General features: G+C 53.4%; 31 protein-coding genes and 1 pseudogene. 17 read left to right on the top strand and 15 right to left on the bottom strand.

Features of this window, described 5'->3' with window-relative positions; genetic code table 11:
- Positions 1-315: 315 nt before the first annotated feature.
- On the bottom strand, positions 316-669 hold the full coding sequence (locus GOX45_RS09265) for a hypothetical protein (RefSeq protein ID WP_171100128.1): 354 nt from the start codon (positions 667-669) through the stop codon (positions 316-318).
- Between the two features lie 101 nt (positions 670-770).
- Between GOX45_RS09265 and GOX45_RS09260 the strand changes: the two genes are divergently transcribed.
- Entirely contained in the window at positions 771-1,724 is a 954-nt protein-coding gene (locus tag GOX45_RS09260) for a LysR substrate-binding domain-containing protein (RefSeq protein WP_171100126.1), read from the top strand.
- A gap of 484 nt (positions 1,725-2,208) precedes the next feature.
- Here the strand turns inward: GOX45_RS09260 and GOX45_RS09255 are convergent, their stop codons facing one another.
- Positions 2,209-2,490 carry a helix-turn-helix domain-containing protein gene (locus GOX45_RS09255; protein ID WP_254445965.1) on the bottom strand — a complete coding sequence of 94 codons (282 nt, stop codon included), beginning with the start codon at positions 2,488-2,490 and terminating at the stop codon, positions 2,209-2,211.
- Positions 2,491-2,704: 214 nt separating this feature from the next.
- On the opposite strand from GOX45_RS09255, the gene GOX45_RS09250 reads away from it, so the two are divergent.
- From GOX45_RS09250 to GOX45_RS09230, 5 genes are all read left to right on the top strand, one after another.
- Positions 2,705-3,313: an NAD(P)H-dependent oxidoreductase gene (locus GOX45_RS09250; RefSeq protein WP_171100124.1), complete on the top strand. Its 609-nt coding sequence runs from the start codon at positions 2,705-2,707 to the stop codon at positions 3,311-3,313.
- Positions 3,300-4,019: a glutathione S-transferase family protein gene (locus tag GOX45_RS09245; protein WP_170555710.1), complete on the top strand. Its 720-nt coding sequence runs from the start codon at positions 3,300-3,302 to the stop codon at positions 4,017-4,019. The genes GOX45_RS09250 and GOX45_RS09245 overlap by 14 nt, the downstream gene beginning before the upstream one ends.
- A 197-nt stretch (positions 4,020-4,216) precedes the next feature.
- Positions 4,217-5,407, top strand: a complete 1,191-nt coding sequence (locus GOX45_RS09240; protein WP_171100122.1) for a low temperature requirement protein A — start codon at positions 4,217-4,219, stop codon at positions 5,405-5,407.
- Positions 5,408-5,489: 82 nt separating this feature from the next.
- Complete coding sequence (locus GOX45_RS09235) at positions 5,490-6,362, top strand: ion transporter (protein WP_171100120.1); 873 nt, start codon at positions 5,490-5,492, stop codon at positions 6,360-6,362.
- Between the two features lie 286 nt (positions 6,363-6,648).
- Positions 6,649-7,356 carry an IS6 family transposase gene (locus tag GOX45_RS09230; protein ID WP_171100118.1) on the top strand — a complete coding sequence of 236 codons (708 nt, stop codon included), beginning with the start codon at positions 6,649-6,651 and terminating at the stop codon, positions 7,354-7,356.
- 326 nt (positions 7,357-7,682) lie between these two features.
- On the opposite strand, the gene GOX45_RS22325 is transcribed toward GOX45_RS09230, so the two are convergent.
- Complete coding sequence (locus GOX45_RS22325) at positions 7,683-7,952, bottom strand: hypothetical protein (RefSeq protein ID WP_371808965.1); 270 nt, start codon at positions 7,950-7,952, stop codon at positions 7,683-7,685.
- A 138-nt stretch (positions 7,953-8,090) separates the two neighbouring features.
- Between GOX45_RS22325 and GOX45_RS09220 the strand changes: the two are divergent.
- The 5 genes and pseudogenes from GOX45_RS09220 to GOX45_RS09200 all read left to right on the top strand — a co-directional run.
- Positions 8,091-8,390 (top strand): annotated as a pseudogene (locus tag GOX45_RS09220) (transposase); the annotation flags it as partial.
- Between the two features lie 290 nt (positions 8,391-8,680).
- Positions 8,681-9,742: an extracellular solute-binding protein gene (locus tag GOX45_RS09215; protein ID WP_171100116.1), complete on the top strand. Its 1,062-nt coding sequence runs from the start codon at positions 8,681-8,683 to the stop codon at positions 9,740-9,742.
- Between the two features lie 67 nt (positions 9,743-9,809).
- Positions 9,810-10,913: an ABC transporter ATP-binding protein gene (locus tag GOX45_RS09210; RefSeq protein ID WP_371731858.1), complete on the top strand. Its 1,104-nt coding sequence runs from the start codon at positions 9,810-9,812 to the stop codon at positions 10,911-10,913.
- A gap of 3 nt (positions 10,914-10,916) precedes the next feature.
- A complete protein-coding gene (locus GOX45_RS09205; protein WP_171100112.1) occupies positions 10,917-11,783 on the top strand; it encodes an ABC transporter permease in 867 nt (288 codons plus the stop codon).
- Complete coding sequence (locus GOX45_RS09200) at positions 11,780-12,634, top strand: ABC transporter permease (RefSeq protein ID WP_171100110.1); 855 nt, start codon at positions 11,780-11,782, stop codon at positions 12,632-12,634. Before GOX45_RS09205 ends, GOX45_RS09200 begins: the two co-directional genes overlap by 4 nt.
- Positions 12,635-12,803: 169 nt before the next feature.
- Here the strand turns inward: GOX45_RS09200 and GOX45_RS09195 are convergent, their stop codons facing one another.
- A complete protein-coding gene (locus GOX45_RS09195; protein ID WP_171100108.1) occupies positions 12,804-13,682 on the bottom strand; it encodes a LysR substrate-binding domain-containing protein in 879 nt (292 codons plus the stop codon).
- 97 nt (positions 13,683-13,779) lie between these two features.
- On the opposite strand from GOX45_RS09195, the gene GOX45_RS09190 reads away from it, so the two are divergent.
- The 3 genes from GOX45_RS09190 (at position 13,780) to GOX45_RS09180 (ending at position 15,127) form a co-directional block, all read left to right on the top strand.
- Positions 13,780-14,484 (top strand): SDR family oxidoreductase, encoded by a 705-nt coding sequence (locus GOX45_RS09190; RefSeq protein WP_171100105.1) that lies wholly within the window; start codon positions 13,780-13,782, stop codon positions 14,482-14,484.
- The gene (locus tag GOX45_RS09185; RefSeq protein ID WP_171100103.1) at positions 14,474-14,725 is read left to right on the top strand and encodes a DUF6552 family protein; all 252 of its coding nucleotides are present in this window, start codon (positions 14,474-14,476) and stop codon (positions 14,723-14,725) included. Before GOX45_RS09190 ends, GOX45_RS09185 begins: the two co-directional genes overlap by 11 nt.
- A gap of 129 nt (positions 14,726-14,854) precedes the next feature.
- Positions 14,855-15,127, top strand: a complete 273-nt coding sequence (locus tag GOX45_RS09180; protein ID WP_171100101.1) for a hypothetical protein — start codon at positions 14,855-14,857, stop codon at positions 15,125-15,127.
- 122 nt (positions 15,128-15,249) lie between these two features.
- Here GOX45_RS09180 and GOX45_RS09175 read toward each other — a convergent pair whose 3' ends face one another.
- Both GOX45_RS09175 and GOX45_RS09170 read right to left on the bottom strand, forming a co-directional pair.
- Positions 15,250-15,411 (bottom strand): hypothetical protein, encoded by a 162-nt coding sequence (locus tag GOX45_RS09175; protein ID WP_171100099.1) that lies wholly within the window; start codon positions 15,409-15,411, stop codon positions 15,250-15,252.
- A 231-nt stretch (positions 15,412-15,642) separates the two neighbouring features.
- A complete protein-coding gene (locus tag GOX45_RS09170) occupies positions 15,643-16,509 on the bottom strand; it encodes a hypothetical protein (protein ID WP_171100097.1) in 867 nt (288 codons plus the stop codon).
- A 371-nt stretch (positions 16,510-16,880) separates the two neighbouring features.
- Between GOX45_RS09170 and GOX45_RS09165 the strand changes: the two genes are divergently transcribed.
- The gene (locus tag GOX45_RS09165) at positions 16,881-17,243 is read left to right on the top strand and encodes a hypothetical protein (protein WP_171100095.1); all 363 of its coding nucleotides are present in this window, start codon (positions 16,881-16,883) and stop codon (positions 17,241-17,243) included.
- A gap of 788 nt (positions 17,244-18,031) precedes the next feature.
- Here GOX45_RS09165 and GOX45_RS09160 read toward each other — a convergent pair.
- The 8 genes from GOX45_RS09160 to GOX45_RS09125 form a co-directional block, all read right to left on the bottom strand.
- Positions 18,032-18,529: a hypothetical protein gene (locus GOX45_RS09160; RefSeq protein WP_171100093.1), complete on the bottom strand. Its 498-nt coding sequence runs from the start codon at positions 18,527-18,529 to the stop codon at positions 18,032-18,034.
- Positions 18,530-18,722: 193 nt separating this feature from the next.
- Positions 18,723-19,034, bottom strand: a complete 312-nt coding sequence (locus GOX45_RS09155; RefSeq protein WP_171100091.1) for a cupin domain-containing protein — start codon at positions 19,032-19,034, stop codon at positions 18,723-18,725.
- Between the two features lie 17 nt (positions 19,035-19,051).
- The gene (locus GOX45_RS09150; RefSeq protein ID WP_171100090.1) at positions 19,052-19,795 is read right to left on the bottom strand and encodes a 3-oxoacyl-ACP reductase family protein; all 744 of its coding nucleotides are present in this window, start codon (positions 19,793-19,795) and stop codon (positions 19,052-19,054) included.
- Between the two features lie 59 nt (positions 19,796-19,854).
- Positions 19,855-20,733, bottom strand: coding sequence for an NAD(P)-dependent oxidoreductase (locus tag GOX45_RS09145; RefSeq protein WP_171100088.1), 879 nt, complete (start codon positions 20,731-20,733; stop codon positions 19,855-19,857).
- Positions 20,734-20,752: 19 nt separating this feature from the next.
- Entirely contained in the window at positions 20,753-21,178 is a 426-nt protein-coding gene (locus tag GOX45_RS09140) for a heme-binding protein (protein WP_171100086.1), read from the bottom strand.
- 19 nt (positions 21,179-21,197) lie between these two features.
- Positions 21,198-22,484: a TRAP transporter large permease gene (locus tag GOX45_RS09135; RefSeq protein ID WP_171100084.1), complete on the bottom strand. Its 1,287-nt coding sequence runs from the start codon at positions 22,482-22,484 to the stop codon at positions 21,198-21,200.
- Between the two features lie 2 nt (positions 22,485-22,486).
- A complete protein-coding gene (locus GOX45_RS09130; RefSeq protein WP_254445963.1) occupies positions 22,487-23,056 on the bottom strand; it encodes a TRAP transporter small permease in 570 nt (189 codons plus the stop codon).
- Positions 23,057-23,096: 40 nt separating this feature from the next.
- Complete coding sequence (locus GOX45_RS09125; RefSeq protein ID WP_171100081.1) at positions 23,097-24,071, bottom strand: TRAP transporter substrate-binding protein; 975 nt, start codon at positions 24,069-24,071, stop codon at positions 23,097-23,099.
- A gap of 243 nt (positions 24,072-24,314) precedes the next feature.
- Here GOX45_RS09125 and GOX45_RS09120 point away from each other — a divergent pair, with 243 nt between their 5' ends.
- Both GOX45_RS09120 and GOX45_RS09115 read left to right on the top strand, forming a co-directional pair.
- Positions 24,315-25,061: a GntR family transcriptional regulator gene (locus tag GOX45_RS09120; RefSeq protein WP_254430596.1), complete on the top strand. Its 747-nt coding sequence runs from the start codon at positions 24,315-24,317 to the stop codon at positions 25,059-25,061.
- A 356-nt stretch (positions 25,062-25,417) separates the two neighbouring features.
- On the top strand, positions 25,418-25,903 hold the full coding sequence (locus GOX45_RS09115; protein WP_171100079.1) for a hypothetical protein: 486 nt from the start codon (positions 25,418-25,420) through the stop codon (positions 25,901-25,903).
- Between the two features lie 57 nt (positions 25,904-25,960).
- Here the strand turns inward: GOX45_RS09115 and GOX45_RS22255 are convergent, their stop codons facing one another.
- On the bottom strand, positions 25,961-26,302 hold the full coding sequence (locus GOX45_RS22255; protein WP_305851945.1) for an HGGxSTG domain-containing protein: 342 nt from the start codon (positions 26,300-26,302) through the stop codon (positions 25,961-25,963).
- Between the last annotated feature and the right edge of the window lie 350 nt (positions 26,303-26,652).

Below are 26,652 nucleotides of genomic sequence, written 5' to 3'. Positions count from 1 at the left end.
GGGCTTTGTTGGGAGTATCCAGAGTGTAATCCATGCTTTGGAGTTAGATTTGCGCGCGCCGATTGACGACCAGCGCTAAGGGCTCCCTGCAGACCTTCGCTGCTCTCAGTGTGAGTGACGGCTAAGCGGACCAAGCGGTCCTTGAGTATTTCACAGCGCCCCTTAGAGACGGGAGCTACCAATACGAAATGCCACCCATGTGTTAGGTGGCATTCCGCATTCCGGCATTGGAGCCAATGGCGACCTGTGGTTGGAAGAGGTAAGGCTTAACCACGACCATCAGTATGGCGCACTAGCCGAAATCTGTGAACCATCTCAGCTGGTACAGAAGTCACAGTCGATCTCGCGCAGAAAGCCAAGTCGCTGGGCGATGGAAAGATGCTGCATGGTTGGGTTTTCCCAGTTTGCTTCCAGCGTATGCAGTTCAATCGCTTTGAGGTTGGTCGCGTGGAAGAACGCTTCGACATAGGCTTCGCTGGGGGCTTCGATGACAACGTAGTGGGTGTCATTCTCCGTGAAGCTCTCGACCGCGGACACTTTGAGCGCTTCCATGAGCTTCGGGCTGGCCTCTTCGTATTCCCGGTCGATCTGAACTGCGAACTGTTCGGCACTTACCGGCAGTGCAATGATCGTTGCGAGCAGGGCGGCAGGGATAATTGAGCGTTTCATCGGTTTCTCCTTTGCTTGCTTGGTGGAGAAACGGTGCGCTTTTGGCGCCGATGTGACAAATGAGTTTGCTTTGGCTCTTGGGCAAGATATTCTTGGGTCAAATGTCCAAACGCCTTCCTTCCCTGACATCATTGCGGACCTTCGAAGCAGCGGCCCGCAACTTGAGTTTTGCCAGGGCGGCTGATGAGCTGTTTGTGACGCCGGCAGCGGTCGGGTTTCAAATCAAGCAGTTAGAGGAAGAATTGGGTGGTCCACTCTTCATCCGAAAGCATCGGGCGATCGAGCTCACTGATAAGGGTCAAGTGCTTCAGAAAAGCTTGGGTCAGGTATTTGAAACCATTCAAGCCGCTTGGGATGAAGCGCACGAACCACTGCAAGAAACGGTGCTCAAAGTGAGCGGACCAGCCAGAGCGGTTCATAGTTGGGTCATGCCCGCGCTTTCCGCTGCCAAATCGCAGCGTCCAGACCTCCGGGTTTCCTGGGACCTGAGCAAACAGAACCGCGACATCGCCAGCGGCAAGATCGACATGGCGATCCGGTGGGCATTGGAGCCGGAAGCCGACTTGCACTGGGAGCCACTGTTACGTACCTGGTTCACCCCCATTGTGCGGCCCGATGTGGCCCGGTTCGTTCGACGACCGGCGGATTTGCTGAAACAGGGTTTGATCGATGTCGAGTTCGCGACAGACCCGGGCAACAAGCAGTCGACATGGGCCACGTGGTTCCGGGTCAACGGCCTCGACGCACCAACCGATTACGCCGTGACATGCGCCGACACGGCAAGCGCAGTCGATTCCGCAATAGCCACCGGCCACGTTGCGATCGGCGGATCGTTTCTGGCATCCGAGCACCTGAGAAGTGGTGCACTTGTGGCGCCATTCAAAACCGCAATAGCGCCGTTTTCCAGGTTCTGGCTTGTTTGCCGAAAGGACCTTGCGTCAACCCCTGAGCACCAGTGGTTTTTGGATGCCGCTTGGGAAGGCTCTGCGGCCTTTGATGAACTTACGAAAGATATGGAGCTCTTTCATCCTGATGGCAGTCTCGTCGCGAACTAAAAGCAAGTTGGGCTCTTGATGTATTCCGGTCGATCTTGCGGCTAGTGTTCGCGGACGTGGTGTGAGTTCTGCGCCTGTCATCAAAGTCTGAGTTGGGCTCGTAGCAGCCGTTCCGTCAATTCCGCTGAATGACTGCTCTGCGGACAAAGCGGAAATCGCATTGCATATCTACTGGTCATTGCCGCCGCTTACTTGGCAAAGCCGCTGCCGCGGTGCGGCCGCCAAAGCAGCCGTTCGCTGTGGATGCCAGAACCTAGTTCAATAAAACTCGCTGCTTGCGGGACAGCTGTTACGTCACTTTTCGGTTCAAACGGCACTGAACGGCCGGCAGAAATTTGTTCGCGCTACTTTTTTCGGGAAAGCAAAGCCTTGGATTACTATTCCAAGTAACCTTGTCACTTCATCCCCAGATTGGTGACACCCTCATTCGGTGCGCGGTCAGAAAAACTCTAGCTTTCAGATCTTTGAACAAAGACTATAGTCGTCACGTTAAGCCGTTAGGCAGCTCCTCGCTCCACTTTCGCAATTCGTCGAGAAATCCAAGCGCCGTACCACCAAACTCGGTGATGGAATATTGAACGGAAATAGGGGCGGTATCCATTACTTGCCTCGCAACCAAGCCCTGCTCTTCTAGCTGGCGCAGCCGCTCGGCAATCATCTTCTTACTGGCCCCGCCGATCATGCGCGAAAGATCGTTGAAACGCACAGGTCCGTCCCTAAGGTGCCACAAGATCGAACCTGTCCACTTTCCGCCAATGATCCGCATACCGCGCTCGATTGCACACGGCTCATGACACGCCTCTGAGACCTGTCGGCGCCCTTTGGCATCCTCATCAATTCGCGCCCGCATCATCGTCCTTTCGCTCAGACAACCAGGTTACTAAAAGTATACTAGTTGATTTCTCATACCTACACTCTCAAATGCTATTTGAACCCGCTGAAAGTCAAGGGTTCAGAGATTGCACAAATAGGATATGGACATGAGCAAAATCCTGATCGTGAACGGCACTCAGCCCTACGAATTCGCCCCCGGACAGTTGAACGCCAGCCTCGCCGAGAGAGCGTGCGACATGCTGACGGCAATGGGTCACGACGTTCGCGTGACCACCGTCGCCGACGGCTATGACTCGAATGCTGAGGTTGAGGCGCACCTCTGGGCCGATACAGTCATCATGCAGTTCCCGGTGAACTGGATGGGTGTTCCGTGGATCTTCAAGAAATACATGGATGAGGTTTATACGGCCGGCATGGACGGTCGCATGTGCGCAGGCGACGGTCGAACGACTGACTCACCCAAAGCCAACTACGGCACCGGCGGCACGCTGAATGACAAGAAATACATGCTGTCGGTTACCTTCAACGCCCCGAAAGAAGCGTTCGATGATGCGTCCGAGCCTTTTTTTGCGGGTGCCAGCGTCGACGACCTACTAGCACCGATGCACTTGAACGCAAAGTTCTTTGCCATGCAGCCCCTTCCGACTTTTGCTGCATTTGATGTTATGAAGAACCCGGAAATCGAGGCCGATTTCGCTCGATTTGACGTACATCTGAAAACCACATTTGCCGAGGTTGAACATGTCCCAGCCTGATATCCATCTTTACACTGCGGGAACGATGAACGGGTACAAGCCGGTTATCTTTCTAGAGGAGGCAGGCGTCCCTTATGACCTGACTCACATCAACTTTTCCAAGCAGGAACAAAAGGCACCGGACTATCTGGCGCTGAACCCTAACGGAAAGATCCCAACAATCGAGGATCGTTTGGAAGGGCGCGCCATCTTCGAATCCGGAGCAATCCTGTGGCATCTGGCCGAGAAATACGGAAAGTTCCTGCCTGCGGATCCAGTAAAACGGTCCGAGGTGATGCAATGGGTTCTGTTTCAAGTCGGCCATGTAGGCCCCATGATGGGACAGGCAATGTATTTCCAGCACATTGCAGCACCCAATGGCCACGAAGAGCCCTTTTCAATCCGCAGATACGTGGACGAAAGCCGCCGCTTGATGGAGGTGATGAATACACGTCTGGACGGGCGTGAATGGATCGCTGCGGACGAATACACCATTGCCGACATGATGCTGTACCCGTGGGCGCGTGCTCATGTCTGGGCACGGGTGGATGTATCGGACCTGCCATATCTGAACGCATGGTTCGACCGCATTGATGCCCGGCCCGCCGTGCAGCGGGCGTTGACCATTCCCAAGGCCAACCCTCAGTTCTGGGACGCCGCCGCAGATGCCAGCGCCTTTGCTAAGGAAAACGCAGCGCGGTTTTCGAGCGATGTGAAAGGAAGCTGAAGCGGTGAATGCCGGGTATTTCCGGCATGATCACCACACGATCGGACTGGAAATTCCAGTGCGCCCTCGCTGAACAACCGTTGCAGGGTTGCAAGGCGAGGGTCTCCAAGACAACCTTCATCCTATAGAAAAACACTAAATCGGGGTGATCGCTTGCCGACCACTACAACCTTGGAATTTTGAAGGGTCCCTAATTTATGGCACTGCATAACCACCCCATGTGGCGGAAGCCGCAACATCATCAAGACCTCGACCACACTCACGACCATGTCCACTGGGCCGAGTTGTTCTATGACCTGATCCATGTTGTGACGATCTTCCTTCTTGGGAACTACCTGTCACACCACCTCGATCTGAATGGGTTTCTTGTGTTCGCCGGTGTCTTCATCACGCTCTGGTACGCGTGGGGTGAGCTCAGTATTTTCAACTCGATCTACGTCAGCACCGATTTCTGGCATCGCCTGATCATGGCCGTGATGATCTGTACGGTGATGTTCATGGCCGCCGCCATCCCCGCCATCGACAGCAAGGGCTGGGTTTTCTTCGCGTTAGGTTTTGCCGCGAACAGAGCCATGATCGCCGCGCTATATTTCCGTGCTCAGCGAACCAATTCCTCGGGCGTTTCGATGTCGGCGGCACAGATCCGCAACTTCTCGGCCTTTGCAGTGATCTTTGCCATCACGGCGTTTCTGCCTAAACCGCTTGCCTATTGGGCGTTTGCTACCGCGATGGTTGCCACGCAGGCGATGTACATGATCCCCGGCGTCACTGTCCTGCGCTTTGAACGGTTCGTCCCGCGCCTCGGTCATATGGCAGAGCGGTTTGCCTTATTGACGCTGATCGTTTTGGGTGAAGGGTTCTTCAAACTAGTCGTCACACTGTCTGAGAAAGGCATCTACAAGGTTTCACCCGACGTGCTGGTCAACTTTGTTATTGGCGGCGTTTCGATGTTCGTGATGTGTTGGATCTATTTCGACTTCGTTGGCAACGCCAAACCTAAAGACAAAAAGGTTTCGACCTTGGTGATCTGGTGGCTTGCTCATCTGGTGTTGATGTTGTGTGGCGTCATGGTCGGCGTGGCCCTTGCGGCCGAGGTTAAGGTCGGGTTTTGGGAGCCTTACCCAACAGAATACGCTGCCATTGGCTGTTTCGGCCTTGCAGGCTATGTCGCCATGCTTTGGGTACTTCAGAACGTCATTGAACACCGTGTGGCCTCAGATTTCGGGCGTTGGGATGTGCGGGTGTTTGGGATCGTTTTGGCAATCGCCTGTTTCTATGTTGTCCCGCATGTCCCCTCGTTGGTTGGCAATATGATTTGGGGCACAGCCTTGCTGTCGCAAATCGCGGTTCCCTTGATGCGCGCCAGAGCGAAGCTTCGCCATGACTGAAGCTGTGACAGGTGCAAACTACCTGAGAAAAAGAGTGTACTGGTGGCTCGAGCGCCCAGACCGTGCTGCGACCGGACCTTGGGTGCTTGAACTCGCACTAATCGCTCTGATCACGCTGAACGTGGCCGCCGTTATCCTTGAAACGGTCGATTCAATCTATGACCGCTGGGGGTTCGCACTCAATCTGTTCGAAAGTCTTTCATTGTTCGTTTTCGTAGTGGAGTACGCGGCTAGGCTTTGGGTTGCGACAGAAAACCCAATCTACAAAACGCGCGCATCCTGGGCCGTTTCTCCAATCGCTATAATCGACCTATTGGCCATACTCCCAGCGCTGCTTTACCTACTCTTTCCGGTTGACCTGCGGCTGCTAAGAACCTTCCGTATGTTGCGCTTGCTCAAACTCACAAGGTACTCACCCGCGCTCGGCATGCTGCTTGCGGTGTTCGAGGAAGAAGCGGGCGCCTTTTTTGCGGGTTTCTTCATCCTGATGGTGATGCTGATTTTTGCTGCAAGTGGCGCTTGGCTAGCAGAGCACGAGGCGCAACCAGAAGCCTTTGGCTCAATCCCAGCGGCGATGTGGTGGGCGATGGCGACTTTGACAACCGTCGGCTATGGCGACGTGACACCTATTACTGTGGCCGGAAAGATCTTCGGTGCTGCGATCACGGTGATTGGCATTGGTATGGCTGCATTGCCAGCAGGGATCATCGCAAGCGGTCTAAACGACCAGTTGCACCGCCGACGTGCGAGCTTGGAGCTCGAATTTCGAAAGGCGTTGGAAGATGGCGATATCTGCGAGGCTGATGAGAAGGAAATTGACGCTGTTCGCAAGCAATTGGGTCTCTCGCGCCGCGCTGCGGATCATATCCGCAACCGCGTGCATGCGGAAACGCTGTCACAGGTTGATCACTGTCCCACCTGCGGTCAGCCAACGAAACAAAGTGACAATCCCTGATCGGTCACGACGACAACCCGGCGTTGACCGGAAAATTCTATCACAGCATGCTGCGCTGCCTCCGAGGTCCGTGATGAGCCCTTAGCCACGGATGCTGCATCGGGCATGAACTACCGTTGCGTGAGCATTTTTCGGGATCACCGCAATCCAGAAAGCGAGATTCTCGTTATTGTTCGTCTTCTCGGCCAGATAGAACAGCAACCAAGAAAACGAATACTATTGTCTGCGGGGCCTTGTCAGAAGAACTTTGCTTGAGCGGGGCAGGGCGGTTGCGTAGCTTATGCCCATGACCAGACTTGCCTCTTTTAAATACTTTAAAACTAGTCCCGAAATCATCCGCCTTGCAGTGATGCTGTACATCCGTTTCCCGCTTTCTCTTCGGAATGTCGAAGATCTGCTGCACGAGCGAGGCATCGACGTGAGTCACGAAACTGTCCGGTATTGGTGGAACAGGTTTGGCCCAATGTTTGCTGCTGAAATCCGAAGAAAGCGTGTTCAGCAACTGCGCGCATACTCCAAGTGGAAGTGGCATGTGGACGAGGTTTTCGTGAAGGTGAATGGCGAGCGGCATTATCTTTGGCGGGCCGTTGATCACGAAGGTGAGGTGCTTGAGGCCGTCCTCACGAAGCGTCGAAACAAACAGGCCGCGTTGAAATTCCTCAAGAAATTGATGAAGCGACACGGTAAAGCGGAAAGCGTCGTCACGGATCGCTTCGCCTCATACAGAGCCGCGCTCAGAGAGCTGGGCGCGCTCGAAAAACATCAGACGGGAAGGTGGCTCAACAACCGCGTCGAGAACTCGCACCTGCCGTTTCGACGACGCGAACGCGCGATGCAGCGTTTCAGGCGCATGCGAAGTTTACAGAAATTCGCTGCCGTCCATTCCTCCGTCTACAACCACTTCAACCAGGAAAGATCGCTAAGCAGCAGAGATACATTCAAGCTGACCCGCGCCGCCGCTCTTAGCGAGTGGCGTCAACTTTGTTCCGGATAAGTTTGCGGTTTCCGCGGCAAACTGAGACTGGTTCGAATTCGTCTGACAGCACCATGGGGAGTCTCCGTCGCGCCCAACATTACAAGCCATGAAGACGGTCTTGCAGGTTATTCCGATGATGAACTGAAGGCGATTATCACAGTGGGCAAGCGACCGGATGGCAGTCGGATGCTTCCCCCGATGGGGTATGCTTACTACGCTACAATGACTTCGGAAGATCTAGAGGCAATCGTTTTGTACCTGCGGTCGATCCCACCCTTGCCCGATCCATAATACGCACTGGTTCAAAACAAGAATCCTACCCAAGCGCCTTGTCGGAGATGTCTTCAAGCGCGAGCTCTGGCTACTAGTAGTAACTGAGCGGCTTCAATCGGTAATTGATTATTTCGAGAGGCTCGAATGACCGCCATGCGGACAGTGCAGCCATAATCCATGAGTATGGCGATCAACCGATTGAAGTCGTCAAGCTTGTTCAGAATGGTGAAACGGCGTCGGCGCTTCGTCCCAGGGATCTGAAGCAGAACCTCGTGGCGGGATTTGGCAATATCAATCGCCACTAAAACGGCTTCTGACTGTGTAATAATGGTGTCGGTCATAGTCGGTTTCCTCTTCGGTGTGGTTTGTCGCAAAACCACTGTAGAGACCTGAGAACCGGCTATGATCACCTGCTGCGCTATTTGAGGGCTGCGCAGGAAATCATAGCCTCTGCATTAACATCATTCCGAAGGTGTTACGGGACCGAACTGACCAGTAACGCGTTGCTCAAGTGGCAAGAGGAGCGCAAAGTCGATTGGCACTACATCGCACCAGGCAAACCCATGCAAAACGGTCTGGTCGAGAGCTTCAACGGCCGGATGCGCGAGGAATGCCTCAACGAACACCTGTTCCCGTCATTGCGCCATGCCTGCCGCACAATTGCGGCATGGCGAGCCGACTACAATCACCACCGCCCACACTCGAGCCTCGACGGGCTCACACCGTGGGAGTATCACCAACGGTCAAGAGAGGACCAAACACTGAACAGAGCTGACTAAGAAACGCGGACTCCAAGGGGAGCAGGTCAGTCTGGGTCCGATGCATCCGCCTGCCATCGACTGGATTATGGGGCAGGTCGAGTTTTTCAACGGCAACTATGAACCAGCGCTTAGTTTTCTAATGGGAGCAGCGCGGCTTAACTCGTTGGCCACTGCCTTTCTCGCCGCGACGCTATCGTCCGTCGCGTAAGGTCAACAAGACAGTAGACAACGCCAAGCGAGTTTGACTTAATACGTCTATAAAAAACAGTGTATTTACTGACACATCGCTAAATCCATCGGGGGAAACAATGAACAAATCTTTGCTTGTATCACTAATTGCCATTGCTGCATTGGCCGCACCCATGTCGCAGGCAGAAACACTGAGGTTGTTGACCTGGGGTGGTTACGCCCCGGAAGATGTTATCGCAAAATTTGAGGCTGAAACGGGCCATACCGTCGAAGTAACAACCTCAAATAACGAGGAAATGATTGCGAAGCTGCGCGCAACAAACGGTGGCGGCTTTGATCTGGCACAACCAAGTCAGGACCGGATATCCAGCGCACAGGAGGAGTTTGGGATTTACAAACCGATCGACATGTCGCGCGTGAATGCGGAGCTGTTCATTCCATCGATGCTCAGCGCGACCGCCGGGAATACCACATATGACGGCGAGGTTTACGGCCTGCCGCATGTATGGGGGACCAGCGGCCTGGTCGTGAACACGGCAGAGGCCGGCGATGTGAGGGATTACACCGATCTTTGCGATGCATCTGTCGCAGGCAAAGTCTCGTACCGCCTCAAGCGTCCGACGCTGATCGGATTTGCGTATTCGATGGGATTGGACCCGTTTGCAGCGTATGGCGACACCGAGGCGTATCAGGACATTCTTGATCAGGTTGAAGCCAAATTGACGGAATGCAAACCCAATGTGAAAACTTATTGGGGCGGAGGTGACGAGATCAAGAACCTTCTGCGTTCGGGTGAAGTTATTGCGTCGATGGCTTGGGATACGGGCGGCTGGCAGTTGAACGCTGACAATCCGGATATCACTTTCGTAGCGCCCGAAGCTGGCGCGCTCGGCTGGATCGATACATTCGTTCTGCCCGCCCGTGGGCGCGCTGACGATGCCGCATATGACTGGATCAACTTTGTGATGCAGCCTGAAATCGCTGCGATGATTACAAACACCGCCGGAAACTTCACCGCAGCGGTGGACGGTGACGCAGGCGTGAACGCAGATCTCAAGGCGCGCTATCAGGGCAGCTTTGATCAAGAAGCGATTGACAACATCAAATGGTATCCGCCGGTGCCCGCTGGTCTTGAAGCCATGGAAGGCTCGACATTGGACCGGATTAACGCCGCGAACTAAAGCCTCAACACTGTTCGAGCTGGGGCGCCTTTGGGTGCCCCTTTGCATCTTGCGAGGTTGCATTGTGATACCAACAAACCCCGATCTTGAGTGCCGCGATCTGATCAAGGATTTCGATACGTTTCGCGCCGTGGACCACATCAGATTTGACGTACCGAAAGGTTCTTTCTTTTCAATTCTTGGTCCTTCGGGATGTGGCAAAACTACGTTGCTTCGCATGATTGCCGGTTTTCAGACGCCATCATCTGGCGATCTGTTGATCAAGGGACGTTCCATGATCGGCGTCCCGCCAAACAAGCGACCGGTGTCAATGGTGTTTCAGCACCTTGCCCTGTTTCCCACGATGAACATCGGCGACAATGTTGGATTTGGATTGCGTCAGCGGGGGGTGTCACGGTCCGAGATCAAAACACGTGTTTCGAAAGTTCTTGAGCGCGTCGGCCTCCCCAATGTTGCCGAACGTCGAGTTGACCAACTTTCTGGTGGGCAAAAACAGCGAGTCGCCATTGCCCGATGCATGGTTCTGGAGCCAGATGTCCTTTTGCTGGACGAACCCCTTGGTGCGTTGGACTTGAAACTGCGTGAGCATATGAAAGTCGAGCTAAAGGCGCTTCAGGCGGCATTTGACACCACCTTTGTCTATATAACCCATGATCAGTCCGAAGCGCTGGTGATGAGCGACAATATCGCAGTGATGAACAACGGCAGGTTCGAACAGATCGGAACGCCACATGATGTCTATAACGCGCCGGAAACTGCCTTTGTCGCCGGCTTTGTTGGCGACGCGAACAAGATCACGGCGCGGGTAAGTTCGGCTAAGGATGGCGTCCTGACTCTCAGCGCCGATGGCGAAAGCGACATTCGCGTCGCCGCTCAGAATAGCGGTTTCCACGTCGGACAACTCTTACAGGTATACTTGCGACCAGAAGCGATCGAATTGTTGCCGAACGGGGCCGAGGCGGACAAAGCGTCGAATGTCAGCCATGGCATCGTAGATGCAGTATTGTTTAATGGCGCAAACAGCATGGTCACAGTTAAAGCCGAGGGTGGCGTCCTCTGGAAGGTTGCGTTGCCTCAGACTGGCGGTTTTTCCTCCTTGCAAAAGGGGGACGCAATACGCACGCGTTGGCATCCTGCACAAGCACGCTGTTACCAAGCGGCTGAGGGTTAGGACATGTCATCCGATACCTCACGGTTGGGACTCTATCTGCTGCTGGCACCGATCTTCCTGTGGCTGACGGTGTTGATCATCCTGCCTCATGTTGGCCTCTTCATTGTCTCGATCAGCGAAAAGGTTGGGCCGCGAGACTACGATACTGGATTTGCCAATTATGCCGCTTTCTTCACTGAGCCATTGTACTGGCGCACCTTCGCTCGCACCACGATCATGTCGGTTTTGGCGACCGTGCTCACGCTGATCCTTGGGTTCCCGATCGCCTATTACATTGCCAAACTCACCAAGGGTCGGGCTAAGACAACGCTGTTTCTGATGTGCATGATCCCGTTTTGGGTCTCGGAACTTGTACGAACCTTTGGCTGGATGATCCTTCTGCGCGAGACTGGGGTGTTCTCAAATCTACTGCAATATCTTGGATTGGTCACTGGGCCGGTCGAAATGCTCTACAACGACGCGGCCATCATGGTCGGCCTCGTCTACACCTCGATCCTGTTTATGGTCGTACCGCTTGTCACGACCCTGGACAGTCTGGACGACAGCCTGATCGAAGCGGGCTATGACCTCGGGGGTACAAACACCTCTATTATGCGCGAGATCGTGATCCCGCACGCCATGCCGGGCATCGTGTCTGGCTGCATCGTCGTCTTCATGCTGTCGCTGGGCAACTATCTAACGCCAATCCTGTTGGGCGGCAAAGACAGCCTTTGGTTCACAGGTATGATATATACTCAGTTCATAACGCGCTTTAACTGGGAACTTGGGTCGGCCTTCGGCTTTCTTCTTTTGGCGCTTTCATCGCTTGTTGTCTTCCTTGGGCTAAAAGTGTCAGGCCAGTCTCTGTCCAATACGATGGGGCGCTCATGATACCCAGCATTCCCCAACCCGTTTTTACCCGGTTTTGCTATCGCGTCTACGTCGCCGTTTTTTTCATCTATCTGGCGCTACCATTGGCAGTGGTCTGTGTGTTTGCCTTCAACGACAGTGTGTTTCCATCGCTTCCCTGGGAAGGCTTCACGCTGGCTTGGTTCTTTGGCACCGACGCACCGTTCATCGGTGTTTTCAACGAGCGTTCGATCATGCGCTCGATCGGAACCTCTGCTTTCGTGGCGATCTGGGTTTCTGGCCTTTCCGTAGCTGTCGGCACCAGTAATGCATTTCTGTTCGCGCGTCATGAATTCCGAGGCAAGGCGTTGCTTTACATGCTGATGCTACTGCCCCTGATTATTCCTGGTGTGATCCTGGGCATCTCGATCCTTGTATTTTCCAGCTCGGTTGCGAATACACTGGAGGATGCGACCGGACTGTGGTTCGACGGTCTCAGGCCTGGCCTGATGCTGGTAATCCTGGGGCAGTTTTCCTTTATCACCACCTTTGCAACACTTGTAATCTCTGCGCGGCTGCAAAAGTTTGATCTCAGCCTAGAGGAAGCGGCGTTGAATCTGGGCGCCAGTAAATGGGGTGCAATCCGCCAGATCACCATACCGTTTTTGTTACCAGCGATTTTAGCATCCGCAGTGGTCGCTATGTTAATGAGCTTCGAGAACTTCAACACAACGCTCATGCTTGTTGGATCGGAGTCGCCGCTGACGATCACAATGTTCGACAAGCTAAAACAAGGTTCGACGCCTGTCCTAAACGCGGTCTCTTTGTTGTTGATGGCAGCGTCCGCCATTCTTGGCCTGTTATCGCTGCTTTTTCAAAACAAGAAATCCTAACGAGCGCTCCTTTTATAGCGCTCACAGAAAGACTCGAACCAAACTCAGCTAGTCCAGTACAACCTGCTGTTCAGAGCGGTCGTTCGCTGCAGCTTGCTTGAACGTCTACTTTGCGGATTTGCTGTCGTTCATCCCGATGGTCTGAAAGACCGCTTAGGTTCCTAGGCAGTCAGTTATCTTCGGCCGAGCGCGCCTTAAGCCACGTCACGACATTGATGACCGTCTCGCTGTTCTTGGCTGTTCGCGGCATGAGGACATAGAAATCACTTCCACCCGCGTCCAGCGCTGCGCCAACCTCGACCAAGCGTCCAGCCTCAAGGTCATGAGCCACCAGAAACCGGCTTACTAAGGCCAGACCTTGCCCGGCGATAGCGGCATCGACCGCAAGAGACGTTTGGCTCAGACGAAGGTGCCGAGGCGACTGTTCCTGTACACCCAAATGCGCGAGGTAGCTGGGCCATTGGTCGTGGGTGTCATGAATCTTCGGCATACTTGCAAGTTTATCTGGTTCAAGAGGAGTGTCACCCATGTCCCCAAACTGCGGCGCAGCGACCGCGATCAGCGATTGCCTGAACAAAAGCGTTACGTCCAGTGACGCGCCAAACGGCGGCGATCCCTGACGCACTGCAAGGTCAATCCCGTCGCTGTGGAAGCTGGAAACTCTTTCGGTCGCCATAATCCGCAAATCGATATCAGGATGGGCTACGGTGAAGTCCGGCAGATTGGGGATCAGCCATTTCGCAGCAAAGGTCGGTGTGACGCTGATGACGACTTTGTTTGGCTCCGGCTTCAATTCTGCCGTTGCGGATCGAAGGTCAGCGAAGATCCCCGCAATCCTGTTGTGATAGCTGCGCCCGACCGATGTGAATGCCAGACCCTTTGGAACACGCTCAAACAAGATCAGATCAAGATGCGCTTCTAGTTGGCGCACGTGCTGTGCAACAGCCCCTTGCGTAACGCCCAATTCATCAGCGGCAGAGCGGAAACTGAGGCGGCGGCCTGCAGCATCAAACGCACGCAAACTGTTGAGCGGGGGAAGTTCAGTCATTCTACAATAGTATTTCTACTGTCATGTGACATCAATTCTGAATCGAAATTTCTCAGATAATAGACAATTTGGGAATCAACCAGAAAGGATTCTCGATATGACAGTAGAAAAAGTAGCTTTAATTACGGCAGGCGGAAGCGGCATGGGTGCAGATGCAGCGCGCAAACTGGCAGAAGATGGCTTCAAAGTTGGCATCCTGTCCTCGTCCGGCAAAGGTGAGGCACTCGGTGGCGAACTTGGTGGCTTTGGCGTTACTGGCTCTAACCTTGATGGAGAAGCGCTGAACGCTTTGGTCGAAGGTGCGAAGGATCGCTGGGGTCGCGTCGATGTCTTGGTGAACTCTGCCGGCCACGGACCAAAAGGTCCGGTTCTCGAAATCAGCGACGACGACTGGCATCAAGGGATGGAAGTCTACCTGATGAACGCTATCCGTCCGACACGGCTTGTCACCCCCTTGATGCAGGCGCAGGGCGGCGGAGCAATCATCAATATCTCAACCTTCGCGGCATTCGAACCTGATCCTCTTTTCCCCACGTCGGGCGTCTTCCGGGCCGGGCTCGCCGCGTTCACAAAACTCTATTCCGACAAGTACGCAACAGAGAACATCCGCATGAACAATGTTCTTCCGGGTTTCATCGACAGCCTGCCCGAAACCGAGGACCGTAAAGCACGGATTCCTATGGGGCGGTATGGCAATGCCTCTGAGGTCTCGTCCTTGATTTCGTGGCTCGCCTCAGCGGAAGGCGGCTACATGACAGGGCAAAACCTGCGCATCGACGGTGGGTTAACCCGTGCCGTCTGACATCTTGGCCTTCGCGTCATCGCGCGAGCGCCTGGTTTTCGCGGTCAAGTGGGGCGCATCCGCCGTTCAAATCATGGGATACACCGCGACGGGGTTTGGCTGGACGCCTTGGAACCTCTACTTGTTTCTTGTGGGTATCGTGGGGTGGTTCGCAGTCGGCGCACTGTGGAATGACAAAGCGCTCATGCTTGTCCACCTTGTCGCCCTGGGCGCAATGATTACTGGAATGGCAAGCGGCTGATGAGCAAGAGCAGTCATTCGGGCGTTGCGTAGCATCTGGGAGGTTTGGGCTCAAAGCAGACTTTTGACTATATTCAAACGAGCCTCACCACCCGCTCTGCCTCCTAAATATCTGTTTGATGCTGAACGGGTGCCTGCCGCATTTGGTACACCGGGCTTTACCCAAAACGCTGCGCAGGGTGACATCGCCGCCGAGGCGGTTAACCAACTCACTTGGCTGGAAGCTCGCACCATGGGTACAGCGGACATCATCGCAGTGGATGTATATCCAGTAGTCATCGGAGATGCTGGAAATCGGGATGGGCAGGATCTGACTTCTGAGTTGTCGGGGTGGCATTACGCAAGAATAGGGAAGGGCCTCACCCGGGCAAGCCGCGAAGTGAAACCTTGCCGAATTTGCTGAAAACCAAGCCTTCGTCTACAAGCGTTCGGGGTAAGCAGGGACCACATGTGATGGCTGAGACGCGAATCAAACGGATCAAAGTGACCTCTGAGCAGGAGCTTCGTAACTGGCTTGCAAAGAATTCATGCGGCCAGCAGGTTGTCATGATTGTGACCTGCAATAAGAAGTCCCCGGCGAAACACATCAGCAGCGCTCAATTGAGGGAAGCTCTTCACGATACTGGCTGGGTTGCTGGTCACACCCAAACACTCGCTGGCAATCTTCTCGGACATGTCATCAGTCATAGCTAATCCAATTGCTGGGTATTGTGTGTGACCCGCTTCACTGAAGTGGCTAACTCCTCGCATGTTTCTTTGACTTTGGAAAAGTTAAGCCGGGCGCGTCAGTCTGGGTCTTCGAATTTGAGAAAACCTTTGTAGATTGGTTCCGGCTCAATCTCCTTTGGGGCAAACCAATCACTTGCTTCCTGGAGGCTAGAGTGTAGTGCGGCCCAGAGCTTAGCTTTCATTGTTGCCTCACGGCTGAATTGAGAACTGCGCGACAACTGGTCTGTGGTCCGGCCCTCCAACCTTTTCAGCATCGCAAAACGCGCTTTCGGTTTCGTGGATCGCGACGTCAATTGTACCGATGTTTGGACCTTCCTTTATGAAGAAGTGATCCAGCATTGAGTCAAAGTCTTCGCTGCACTGGGTCTTTATCGGGTTTTGTGGACGTTCCCATGTCATAACGCTTTCAAGGGTTTTGAAGGCATCGGAGTTCTGATTTCCATCGGCGCTGGATGGTTGTACCGGAATGTTGAAATCACCGGTCAATATCACCTGCACATCGGACCTTTCGATCCATGCTTTGATGATTTCTGCTTGATGTGCGCGGGTATTCTTACTGTCACCGCAGCATTTCAAATGAACATTTCCAACGTAGAACTCGACACCAGTGTCTTTGTCCTGCAATCGTATGAACAATGCTCCGCGAAGGTTCCAGTCTGGCTCACCCAACCGTCCGCCTATCGCTCCAGGCTTGGACCTTATGCCATGGAGTTCAACGTTTTCGACCTGCCTGAACCGGGATGAATTGTAGACGATAGCCAGTTGGTCATCTCTGCGGTGCTGCTGAGAAATCGTACCGCTTTCGCTCACGATGGCTCGGTAACTGCTTCTGCGCCCGACCGCTCCCGCCGCAACTGTGTATTCTTCCACTGCGCTAAGGCCAGCCACCTCTTGCAATGCCCACACATCAACCTTCCCGACGCCGCGTATTGTGCGGCTCACCATGAATGGCTGGGTATCTGAAGCGGATTCAGTGTTTAGCGTGCCAACTGAAAAGTCTTGGGCGTGAGCCGATGTAAAAGGGAAAAGCATCAAAAATGCTGCTAAGAACCTCATAGGAATCTCCAATATTCATCAATCAATGGAACGACAATACATGCCTATCGTTGGTTCTTCTAAGGATTTGTTCCGACACCTGACTATCCGTTCATTGCGTCCTTCGCGGCGCAAGACGACAAACTAGATCCCGAAAAGTCGCTAGATTTTGGAACAAGCAGGTTTTGCTAGCTTAATCCGAAAAGTGTTACGCTTGTCTTTGTTTAAGACCTGGAAATTTGATTATGCCCCCAGAAGACAGACATCCCAACGCAGAAATAAACCCGCTGATTGCTAAGCTCTAGGAGCGGACTCTAACCATCCTTCAGGACCCATTGAGTGAAGAAACCCGCAAGGCTCGCCGAAACCTTCTCACCTTTTGTGCTGTGTCTATGTTCTTTGCATTGGGAGGAATTGTACCAAAAGAAATCAGTGCGCTGGGTGTTGAACTGACGGTCACGAACCAGAAGTACTTGTATTTGGTTGCCGTGCTGATTGTGGTCTATATGGCGGTGACCTTTTTGGTGTACGTCGCAGCAGACACCCAACGCCTCCTGATCGCCTACCGGGCTTTCAAAGGAGACTTCAACATGGTGAAAGACGCAGCGAATGAGCGTTTCCAAGACAGGTTGCTTTTAAGAGGAAGGGCTTGGAAAGGAACTGTCTTGTTACGCGCGGTCTGGGAATTGCTTGTGCCTTTACTGGTCGCCCTTGCGGCGATAATCGCTCTCCAGAACACGACGATCCCAATGTGACTCTGTGCAGCACGCACAGTTAAGAAATTAGGCAGCAGCTAAGGGGTGAAAAGGTAGGTGAAAGTTGCTGGGAATTGGCAGTTCTATTCAGAAGGGCCCGAACTGGTATACGGGAAGGCTCGCAGTATTTTTTGCGGCATTTGTGCTTTACGCAATTAGTCAGACGCTCGGCGGGGTCTTTGCTTTTCTCTTCCCCCCTGAGGGGAAAAGGCATCTGTGGAGCAACCTAGCGGGCGTCGACGCTACAGGGAAAAGCCGTAGGCGCACGCACTGCGCAGAAATCCCGGTTACCGTCTGGCTGAGAATTAAGCCTGTTATTTCCCGTTTAAAAAACGGCGGTCCCGATATCCCGGCATCGGATTTCTGAGCATCTAAAAAACTCAGATTTAGACCTGACCCGCTGCTACATCTGCTACTTCTGCTGCATGAGAAGGGCAAAGGTAACCCCACGCCGAAAGTGGGGAACGGATCGGCATGGGGTTATTTACGGAGTTTTCGACTTTCAGACGTAGGCCACTCTCACACAGACCTACGTCTTCACTCTCACACGTCGAACTCCGAATTGAGTTACTCGAAACAAAGAACTCGTAAACAGTACTTGATACTGGCAGTAGCACCTTGCGCCCAAATCCAAAGCAAAAGCTGTTGAAAGGGTATAATTTGCGCCCGATGGGGGTGCTATCCAGCAACAGTATCGATTTCGTGGAAGACTGGATACAGACTGGCAACAATTTGAGATTTGATTTCCTGAATCCGAAGTCGGCCACTCGCGTGGATTTTGGCTGAATTTACGTCAAATGGCCAAGTAAAGTTGAAAAAAGTAGAAGAATAAAGCCGAACCATGCGAGTCTTCTTTCTCTTTGTTCGGGGTGGTCTAAATAGTCGAATGCATGAAACAAGACGGTGGTGATTAGACTTGTCGCCGCCAAAACGGCTAGAACAGCGGCTGCAAGAAATCCCAAAATTGCGATGGAAAGTCGCGTCTCATTCGAAAACTCGTGCGAAAAATCAGTACCGGCGATGAGTGTGATTGGCACAAGAAACAGACCAACGTATATCAAGAGAAATGCATTTTGTGTCCAGTGGTTGGATAGTAGATTCTCTTGCCACGCTTTCCGAATGAACAGTTTTTTCAAACGTGAAAGCCAACGTATCCATCTGTCTTCTGGGATAAGCAGGTAACGCTCGCCCTCGCTCACATGTAAGCGATAGAGACCAACAGTCTTGTTTGGTACGATCTGAACGTAAGCGTCAGAAATATTGCCAGCCTGCATAAACTCCAACATTTCGCTGGACAGGTCATCATCGCGAACGGCGGTGAAATAGGCGACCTCTGCCTTTGTCTAAATCTGAGCGAGATACCAAGCGGTGTTGAAGATATCTCCGGCAAAGCCCAAGCGAAACGTCCTTGCGTCACCTGTCGGAGCGAATTCGGCCATGCAGTCACCAATCGACAAAACGCGCTTCGGACCAGAACGGTCAGAGAAAATCGTCACGGCGCGGGGTGAAGGTGTCAATTAGAACGCCCGGCACAAGACAGACACAGCCGTGGGTCTGGTCGGAAGGGATCACGAAACTGTCACCTGGACCAACCTCGCGCTCTTCCTGGCCAAGCGTAAACCGAAATCGGCCGCTTTCCACGTAAGTCGATTGCACATGGGGATGGTTGTGAAGGGCTCCAATGGCTCCCGACGCCGCAAACCTGAAAGCTACAACCATCAACTGATCATGATCCGACAAGACTTGCCGGGTCACATCGGGCCCAGTTGAGACAATGGGATACTCAGACATTATGTGATCCTTGTGTGTTACGAGAAAAGCATGCCGCCGTTGATGTCGATATTCGCACCGGTGATGAAAGCGCTGTCGTCGCAGGCAAGAAACAGGACAAGATTTGCCGTATCTTGAACATGACCTTGACGCTTGAGTGGGGCGTTTGCCTCGAAGCCGCATCTCCCGGCGTCCGGTGTGTGAATATTGTGGAAATCTGTGTCGATCATGCCGGGGCAAAGCGCGTTAACGCGGATTTCTGGACCAACTTCCTTGGCTAGCCCTCGGGTCATGGTCATCACCGCACCCTTCGAGGCGGCGTAGGCGACGGCTCCCGGACCGCCTCCGTCGCGACCGGCTTGACTTGCCAGGTTCACGATCGCCCCGCTTTTCATGTGCGCCAGGCACGCCTGAGTCATAAGAAACGTACTGGTGACATTAAGGCGCATCACGGCCTCCCAATGCTCTAAAGACATCTCCGCAATGGTCTTGCGGGCAATGAGTCCGCCCGCATTGTTAACGAGGATATCGACGCCGCCAAAGGCTTCCACTGCCGCCTGAACAAGCGCATCCGCATCTACCTTGTTGTTCAAATCCCCCTGAACTGCGATTGCACGGCCACCTCGCGTCTTGATGGCCTCGACGGTCTCATCCGCTCCTTTGGAGCTTGAGAAGTAGTTGATAGCGATACTTGCGCCTTCTGAGGCTAATTTCTCGGCGACGGCTCTGCCGATGTCGCGGCCCCCTCCTGTGACGATTGCGGTTTTTCCTTCGAGTTTCATGAGAAGTCCTTCAAAGCTGAAATCGGCGCGAAATAGATTGGACAGTAGTCGTTAAACGCTTATGCGCCGCGTTGCACAAAAAGATCATAGATTTCAGGGACATTGCCATGGCCCATGCCTGCCTCTAGAGCGGCAGCCAGGTTAGCGGCAGTACCTTCTGCGATCTCGGCCCGGGTATTCATGTTTTGTGTCATCTGTACAAAATATCCGATGTCCTTGGCAGCATTCGCAATCGAAAAGCCAAGATCACTGATTCCATCGACAGCATAGTTCTTGCAAAACTGCATGAAGGGCGAATTGGACGGGCCCGCCGACATGATGTCGAACAGCTGCTGCACGTCAATTCCGGTGCGTTTGGCAACAGCGAAAGCCTGGCTCATCGCGCAAACGGTAGTCATGCCCATGAAGTTATTGATCAGCTTCGTCACGTGGCCTGACCCAAGCGCACCAAGGTAAAAGACGTTTTCACCAAGCACGTCGAGCACCGGCTTCACCTTGACATAGGTGTCCATGTCACCTGCGGCCATGATATTAAGCAACCCGTCCTTGGCGTGTGCTGGCGTGCGCCCCAAAGGCGCATCAATCATTCCCGCCCCTTTTGCATCTAAATCCGCTCCGATCTTTTGGGTGGATGCCGGAATGGACGTGCCGAAATCAATGATGGTTGTCCCCGGCTTGATACCAGCGAGTATCCCTTCGTCGCCGTAGATCAAGCTTTCGACGACTTCCGAAGTCGTAACGCAGAGCATCACGATATCACTGGCTAGAGCGAGTTCTTTCGGCGTGCTGGCTTCCACCGCGCCCCGCGCAAGCGCAGGCTCTAGGGCGCTCCGCGTCCGCCCCATCACCACCAGGTCATACCCGTTGTTTTGCAAGCATTCGGCCATGTTGCCACCCATCAGGCCAAGGCCAATGAATCCAATTATCGGGGCTGTCATATGTCGTTACTCCATGCTTTCATGTGGGCGTGTTATCGAATGCATCTGCGCCCGCTTGCGCCACCTCGAGATCCTGCGCGGGCGATCCGGAACTCACGCCGATGCCGCCAACGACAACGCCGCCTGACATGACCGGCAAGCCGCCCGCAACAGCAACCATGCGCCCGCCCAGAGCGGAGGAGATTCCGTGCGCAGGCATGCCAGGCTGATTTACTTCTCCCAAGACATCTGTGCCTTTCCGGATCCCAGTCGCGGTAAAACTTTTGTCGATGGCCAGTTGAATGCTGGTAATCTTGCCACCGTCCATACGCTCAAAAGCGATTAGATTGCCGCTTTCATCGGTCACCGCGATGCACATCGGCACACCGATCTGACGTGCTTTGGCGCGTGCGCCTGCGATCAGCCTCTCAGCATCGGTGATATCCAGTCTCTTAATCGTCAACATGTGCTGCACGTTCCGCTGATCATTGGGAGATTATTAGGTTTGGCAACGTCAGGGAAATCGCCGGTATGAAGGTGATCAGCATGAGCGCTGCAAAGATTGCGAGGTAAAACGGCCATATCGTTCTTACGGCTTTCTCCATTGGTAGCTTACCAACAGCGCAACCTACAAAAAGGCAGGTGCCCACAGGCGGCGTGCACAGGCCCAGGCCGAGGTTGACCAACAGGATCATGCCAAATTGCACCGGATCGATCCCCAGCATGTTCATAACCGGCAGAAAAATCGGTGTGCAGATCAGGATCAGCGCTGCCATATCCATGATCATTCCAAGAAGCAGCAAAACTGCATTGATCATGAGCAGGATGAGGATCGGATTTTCGGTTATACCCAGCAGGAATTCGACCGTCTTGGTGGGCACGCGGTTGTAGGTCAGCATGTAGGCGAATGCACCCGCACAAGCGATCAGGATCATGACCATCGAAGTTGTGCGCACTGAAGATATCACAGCCTCCTTGAACCCCTCCCAGCTAAGACTGCGATAGACGATAAGTGTCACGATGAAGGCATACATTGCCCCAAAGGCACCGGACTCGGTCACGGTAAAAACTCCAGACAAAACCCCGCCAACGATGATCACCGCCGTCAGCAATCCGGGGATCGAACCGACAAAGGCAATGGCCAGTGCTGTCCAGCCGGGAAATTGCTCGGCCTGATAGCCGCGTTTAACCGCCACAACATAGGCTGCAATCGCAAGGCAGCAGCACATCAGCACGCCTGGCACCACACCCGCCAGAAAAAGCTTAGAGATCGACACCGCGCCACCAGTAGCCAGTGCAAAGATAATCATGTTGTGGCTGGGTGGAATGATGATCCCGGCGATGGAGGAGGTCACCGTGACGTTGACCGCGTAGTCAGCATCATACCCTTTGTCTTTCATTACCGGGACAAGGATTGATCCAAGTGCCGAGATGTCCGCGATGGCCGATCCAGAGATCCCACCAAACAGCATTGACGAGAACACATTGACGATCCCCAGACCTCCACGCACAGCACCAACCGCTGCCTGCGCGAATTTGACCAATCGCATGGCGATCCCGCCATGAAACATAAGCTCGCCCGCGAAGATGAAGAACGGGATCGCCATCAGCGAAAAGACGTTGACCCCCGAAACGATCCTTTGAAACCCGACAAAAAGCGGCAGGCCTTCGTACCAGAACGCCGCCAAAGCCGAGATGCCCAGGGCAAAGGCTACCGGTGTACCGATTATGACGCAAAGGGCAAAGACCCCAAGAAGAAGCATCAGTCCCATGATTAGCCCTGATCTATGTTGTCTTGGCGCTCATCCCTGCCGAGAACTAGGCGGATGAGGTGACCAACGGAAAAGAGAAACAAAAGCGCGCCGCAAATCGTTAACGGCAGTGAGCGCAGACCTTCCGACCACTGGATCAAGGGTATGAGTGTGTTCCATTTGAACTTGGTCAACTCGATCCCGTACCAGAACATCATTGCACCAAACCCGGCCATCAGAACGTCCGATACTATGACAAAGAGCGTGCGCACCGGCGTCGGGACGATGTTGCGAAAAATCACCACAGAAAGGTGCGTGTGATTATGCACCCCGGCGGCTGCACCCAAAAACGCAATAACCATGACCAGAAGTAGCGAGACTTGCTCGACCCACGTGGGCGTGTTGTTCAGCACATAACGTCCAAAGACCAGCCATGCGAATATCGCGGTCATGCAAACAAGAGCGATCCCCGCGATTAAAACACAAGCTCGTGAAAGAAAATCGAAGGCTCTGTCCATTGGTCGCAAAAACGCCGGTGCTTTTTTGTACTCGTTCATGTGCCCCCCTTTTTGGATAAAACGCCCGGCTACCATTCTGGGAGCCGGACGCTCGTTTTTGTCTGATCAGACGAGCTTATTCGGTGGCTTTCGCCATATCGACCAAGGCCTGCATGTCGGGGTTTGCCGCCAGGTAATCGGCATAGACCGTATCCATTGCCGCTTGGAACGGCGCTTTGTCAGCGATTTCGTTTACGGCGATCCCGGCGGCTTCCACGTCCTTGCGCGCCTGCTCGGAGCCGATAGCCCAGAGTTCGCGCTGAACAAGTGCTGCTTCTTGCGCAGCACTGCGGACGGCCGACTGCATTTCAGGGCTCAAAGCGTTAAACTTAGAGGTGTTCACGCAAATGCACTCGGGAATGATAAGGTGCTCGGACAGCGAATAGTGAGTGGTTACTTCGTAGTGGCCAACGTTCTTGAACGAGGGGAAGTTGTTTTCAGCACCGTCCACAACACCGGTCTTCAACGCTTGCTGAACTTCGGCAAATGCCATTGGTGACGGGTTGCCGCCCATGGCCGAAATCATCGATGTATAAAGATCATTGTTCATCACACGGATCTTCAAGCCTTCAACATCTGTCGGTGTGTTGATCGGCTTCTGGCTGTAGAACGAACGCGCGCCCGCATCAAACCAGGCAAGAGGTAGCACGCCCGCTTCGCCCATCGCGGCAGCAACGGTTTGACCCGCTTCACCTTCCATGACACGGAACATGTGCGGCACGCTCTTGAAGATAAACGGCAAGGACACCAGGTTCGCCTCTTTAACCATGGGTCCAATGGGCCCAAGGTTAAAGTTGCCTACCTCGATGGCACCGATGCGCACTTGCTCCAACGCATCGGGTTGCGACCCCAGAACACCGCCATGGAAGACGTCAATAGTGATCTCGCCATCCGTGGCCGTATCGACCAGCTCAGCGAATTTATCCATGGCCGCGGTGTTCGGGTGGCCGTCGTTGTGAATGTTCCAGGCACGCCAGCTCTCGGCGGACGCAGAAGTTGCGATGAGAGCAACCGCGCTGGCAGCTGCAAATAGCGATTTCGTAAAAGTCATGGGTTCTCCTCCCCGTTGAATTTTGGACAGGACCTGGCTTTTCAAAGTTAGGGAGGTCGGTGGAAGCATGGCCTCCTGCTTCCTCCCAGAGCCGGAATCACTGTCCCTATATCGAGTACTAGTATCCAAGTTTTGTCAATACTTGTCACCTAGTATCCCAGATAGCTTGACACAGCGCCTCTTAAGACTTTTCATAGGGGTAAAGATCAGTTCCGATTTGGGCTCTTTGAAAGAAGGTCTATATTGGAACAGTTTCAAGTGTTTAGGGGTGTTATGGCGGGCCTCAACTTGCCGATGCCATTGGGAAGCGAGATAGAATTCGTGGAAGATATAGTCAGACGAACCACAACTGATGCGGTTTATGAAAAACTGCATGACGAAATAATCTCGCTTGAAATTCTTCCCGGTACAAAGCTGTCGGAGTCCGAAGTCGCGCGCCGATTTGGCGTCTCTCGTCAACCCGTCAGGAATGCGTTCACACGACTTGGCAATGACGATCTGTTGTTGATCAGGCCGCAAAAAGCAACCGAAGTCCGCGGATTTTCGATGGAGAGGGTGGAACTCGCCAGATTGGTGCGCCTGGCCGTTGAATTGGAGATCGTTTACCGCGCGGTCGGCGTTTGGGATGCATCATGCCAAGCTCAATTGGCCGACAACATACGCTTGCAGGAACAGGCTATCGAGAGTGGTGATCTGACGACATTCCACGCGCTGGACTATGATTTTCACAAGTTGATTTACGTTCTCAGCGGTAATCCTACGGCCTTCGAAGTCATGCTTGAATGCAAACAAAAGGTGGATCGACTCTGCCTCTTGAGCCTCGAAAAATCCAGCGAAGCCACGTCGATTTTGGCAGACCATCGCGCGATCGCTGAGAGCTTAGCATCGAGAGATCTTGACGCAGCGCAGGCCGCGATCCGGGCGCATCTGTCGCGACTAGATGAAACGATTGAGTTTATTCATGAGACTCATCCGAACTTTTTCGAATGATTGGTTTTTGAAGGTTCACTGACACCACGCCCTTTGGCCGATGCAACGCAGTATCTTGTCGTACTTTGCCTGCCAATTATAGCGACATGGCCTACGACTGCTTTGTCCGCTTTGCCGTCATTCGAGCCACTCGAATCAACTGAATCCGCCGGATAACCGCTTTGAGCCCAGAGTAACATCCATTCGACAAGGTAAATGCTCTCAGAAGAGCGGCATCAAATCGTGGCACGTCAAATAGGGTTTCTCATTGATTTGTTTCGAGCCCAAAAGCTTTGTAAGATGTTTCTACGTCGGCATCTGGTGCTAACTGGAGCATTTCTTGGATAGAGTGACCAATAATAACAACCCACACACTAATGGCTGATTTTGGCTGTTTTGGTTGGCGCCACCGCGGCCCGGAAAACGAAGTGAACCCACCTTTGGGTGGTGGCATATGGGACGGGTATTACTGGATCGACGAAGACGCGGTCATAGATGAAGAACTAAGGTTGGATTTGCGTGCATGGCACGCTCGTTTTGAGCTTGGAAATTCTGGAAGCGATGAACATTGCTTCAAATTTGATTGGAAGAGTTTCCATAGTGAAGGCGTTGCATTCTGCTGCAGGCTCAACGCTGCATTCGGGTCAACTGTTCGTATACGATACGAAAAACCCGTCGAGGACCCCACCCACCGCGGCAGGAGCCCAGCGCAGATCGAAGCTGATGGGCGCGTTGTAGAAGTGCCGTGGGATCATGATCTGGAAAGACAAACGTTAGATAGATTCGTGGAAGATGTGCGAAGGCACCCAGAAAATGGTCGATTTGCTACGAGTTTGTTCTTGGTCGCTTCTAAACTTCAGTAGTTCAGATGCGACCTGACGGACGCTGCCAGAAAGCGGCCAACTTTCAGATTGCGTCGATCAAATTCTCATGCGCACGCGATGAGGGGCCTGTTTAGCCTTTTCTTTTGGTCCTGTGCTAAGACCGCCATGCAATCGGCAGCGTCGTTTACCTGGTACCACTCGGGCCTGACATTGACCGCCAGCTCGAGTCTTCGCGCCGCATGCTGAGCGCTCGGACTTAGGTAAAGGCTCACCGTTATCATTCAGGTCTAGTTCCACCAACCGCTTGCCGATTACACCAGAACAATGCGAGCAGTCCCTTCGGTAGTCTCTGTGTTTGTGAGCTTCCGCAGGGCACGGCCCCCAACGTGACCGAATTGTCAACCAATTTAAAGGATCGATCTGAATGTGCGAACGCATCTAAACTTCCAGCCTTGTGGGTCGCGCCATCAGAAAACACCAACATTTTTTAAAATAGTTGGCAAACCCCATTACGGGCGCGAGGCGACACCAGTTGTTCTGAACGAGACTTCTGCCACCTCTGTGTTGTTGTCTGAGGCAGTCGAGATTTATCTTACACAGTAAGGGCCGATCTCTACATTCACACCAACGGCAACCGGCCATATGTGATTCTTTGAACTGAGGTTCCGGCGCTTGGGCTTTTTTCGGTCTTGGACAGGCCTGGTCGCTGTAGAACAGGGCACGGCTTTCGACTATGTAGATAATCTTCCCACAAGGGTTTTCGCACCGGCTTAAGCCTCCAATACCCA

The sequence above is a fragment of the Ruegeria sp. HKCCD7255 genome (assembly GCF_013031565.1).
Lineage (GTDB): Bacteria > Pseudomonadota > Alphaproteobacteria > Rhodobacterales > Rhodobacteraceae > Ruegeria.
Note: the sequence above shows the minus strand (reverse complement) of the source record. Positions and strands in the feature narration are given on the sequence as shown.

Bases quoted from the DNA above. Each gene is read 5' to 3' on its own strand.
- GOX45_RS09145 (WP_171100088.1), bottom strand. From the start codon at position 20,733: ATGACAGCCCCGATAATTGGATTCATTGGCCTTGGCCTGATGGGTGGC.
- GOX45_RS09130 (WP_254445963.1), bottom strand. From the start codon at position 23,056: ATGGTAGCCGGGCGTTTTATCCAAAAAGGGGGGCACATGAACGAGTAC.
- GOX45_RS09265 (WP_171100128.1), bottom strand. From the start codon at position 669: ATGAAACGCTCAATTATCCCTGCCGCCCTGCTCGCAACGATCATTGCA.
- GOX45_RS09155 (WP_171100091.1), bottom strand. From the start codon at position 19,034: ATGTCTGAGTATCCCATTGTCTCAACTGGGCCCGATGTGACCCGGCAA.
- GOX45_RS09140 (WP_171100086.1), bottom strand. From the start codon at position 21,178: ATGTTGACGATTAAGAGACTGGATATCACCGATGCTGAGAGGCTGATC.
- GOX45_RS09125 (WP_171100081.1), bottom strand. From the start codon at position 24,071: ATGACTTTTACGAAATCGCTATTTGCAGCTGCCAGCGCGGTTGCTCTC.
- GOX45_RS09250 (WP_171100124.1), top strand. From the start codon at position 2,705: ATGAGCAAAATCCTGATCGTGAACGGCACTCAGCCCTACGAATTCGCC.
- GOX45_RS09150 (WP_171100090.1), bottom strand. From the start codon at position 19,795: ATGAAACTCGAAGGAAAAACCGCAATCGTCACAGGAGGGGGCCGCGAC.
- GOX45_RS09255 (WP_254445965.1), bottom strand. From the start codon at position 2,490: ATGCGGATCATTGGCGGAAAGTGGACAGGTTCGATCTTGTGGCACCTT.
- GOX45_RS09190 (WP_171100105.1), top strand. From the start codon at position 13,780: ATGACAGTAGAAAAAGTAGCTTTAATTACGGCAGGCGGAAGCGGCATG.
- GOX45_RS09195 (WP_171100108.1), bottom strand. From the start codon at position 13,682: ATGACTGAACTTCCCCCGCTCAACAGTTTGCGTGCGTTTGATGCTGCA.
- GOX45_RS22325 (WP_371808965.1), bottom strand. From the start codon at position 7,952: ATGACCGACACCATTATTACACAGTCAGAAGCCGTTTTAGTGGCGATT.
- GOX45_RS09175 (WP_171100099.1), bottom strand. From the start codon at position 15,411: ATGACTGATGACATGTCCGAGAAGATTGCCAGCGAGTGTTTGGGTGTG.
- GOX45_RS22255 (WP_305851945.1), bottom strand. From the start codon at position 26,302: ATGCGTTCGCACATTCAGATCGATCCTTTAAATTGGTTGACAATTCGG.
- GOX45_RS09215 (WP_171100116.1), top strand. From the start codon at position 8,681: ATGAACAAATCTTTGCTTGTATCACTAATTGCCATTGCTGCATTGGCC.
- GOX45_RS09170 (WP_171100097.1), bottom strand. From the start codon at position 16,509: ATGAGGTTCTTAGCAGCATTTTTGATGCTTTTCCCTTTTACATCGGCT.
- GOX45_RS09135 (WP_171100084.1), bottom strand. From the start codon at position 22,484: ATGGGACTGATGCTTCTTCTTGGGGTCTTTGCCCTTTGCGTCATAATC.
- GOX45_RS09200 (WP_171100110.1), top strand. From the start codon at position 11,780: ATGATACCCAGCATTCCCCAACCCGTTTTTACCCGGTTTTGCTATCGC.
- GOX45_RS09160 (WP_171100093.1), bottom strand. From the start codon at position 18,529: ATGTTGGAGTTTATGCAGGCTGGCAATATTTCTGACGCTTACGTTCAG.
- GOX45_RS09245 (WP_170555710.1), top strand. From the start codon at position 3,300: ATGTCCCAGCCTGATATCCATCTTTACACTGCGGGAACGATGAACGGG.
- GOX45_RS09165 (WP_171100095.1), top strand. From the start codon at position 16,881: ATGTTCTTTGCATTGGGAGGAATTGTACCAAAAGAAATCAGTGCGCTG.
- GOX45_RS09240 (WP_171100122.1), top strand. From the start codon at position 4,217: ATGGCACTGCATAACCACCCCATGTGGCGGAAGCCGCAACATCATCAA.
- GOX45_RS09230 (WP_171100118.1), top strand. From the start codon at position 6,649: ATGACCAGACTTGCCTCTTTTAAATACTTTAAAACTAGTCCCGAAATC.
- GOX45_RS09205 (WP_171100112.1), top strand. From the start codon at position 10,917: ATGTCATCCGATACCTCACGGTTGGGACTCTATCTGCTGCTGGCACCG.
- GOX45_RS09115 (WP_171100079.1), top strand. From the start codon at position 25,418: ATGGCTGATTTTGGCTGTTTTGGTTGGCGCCACCGCGGCCCGGAAAAC.
- GOX45_RS09260 (WP_171100126.1), top strand. From the start codon at position 771: ATGTCCAAACGCCTTCCTTCCCTGACATCATTGCGGACCTTCGAAGCA.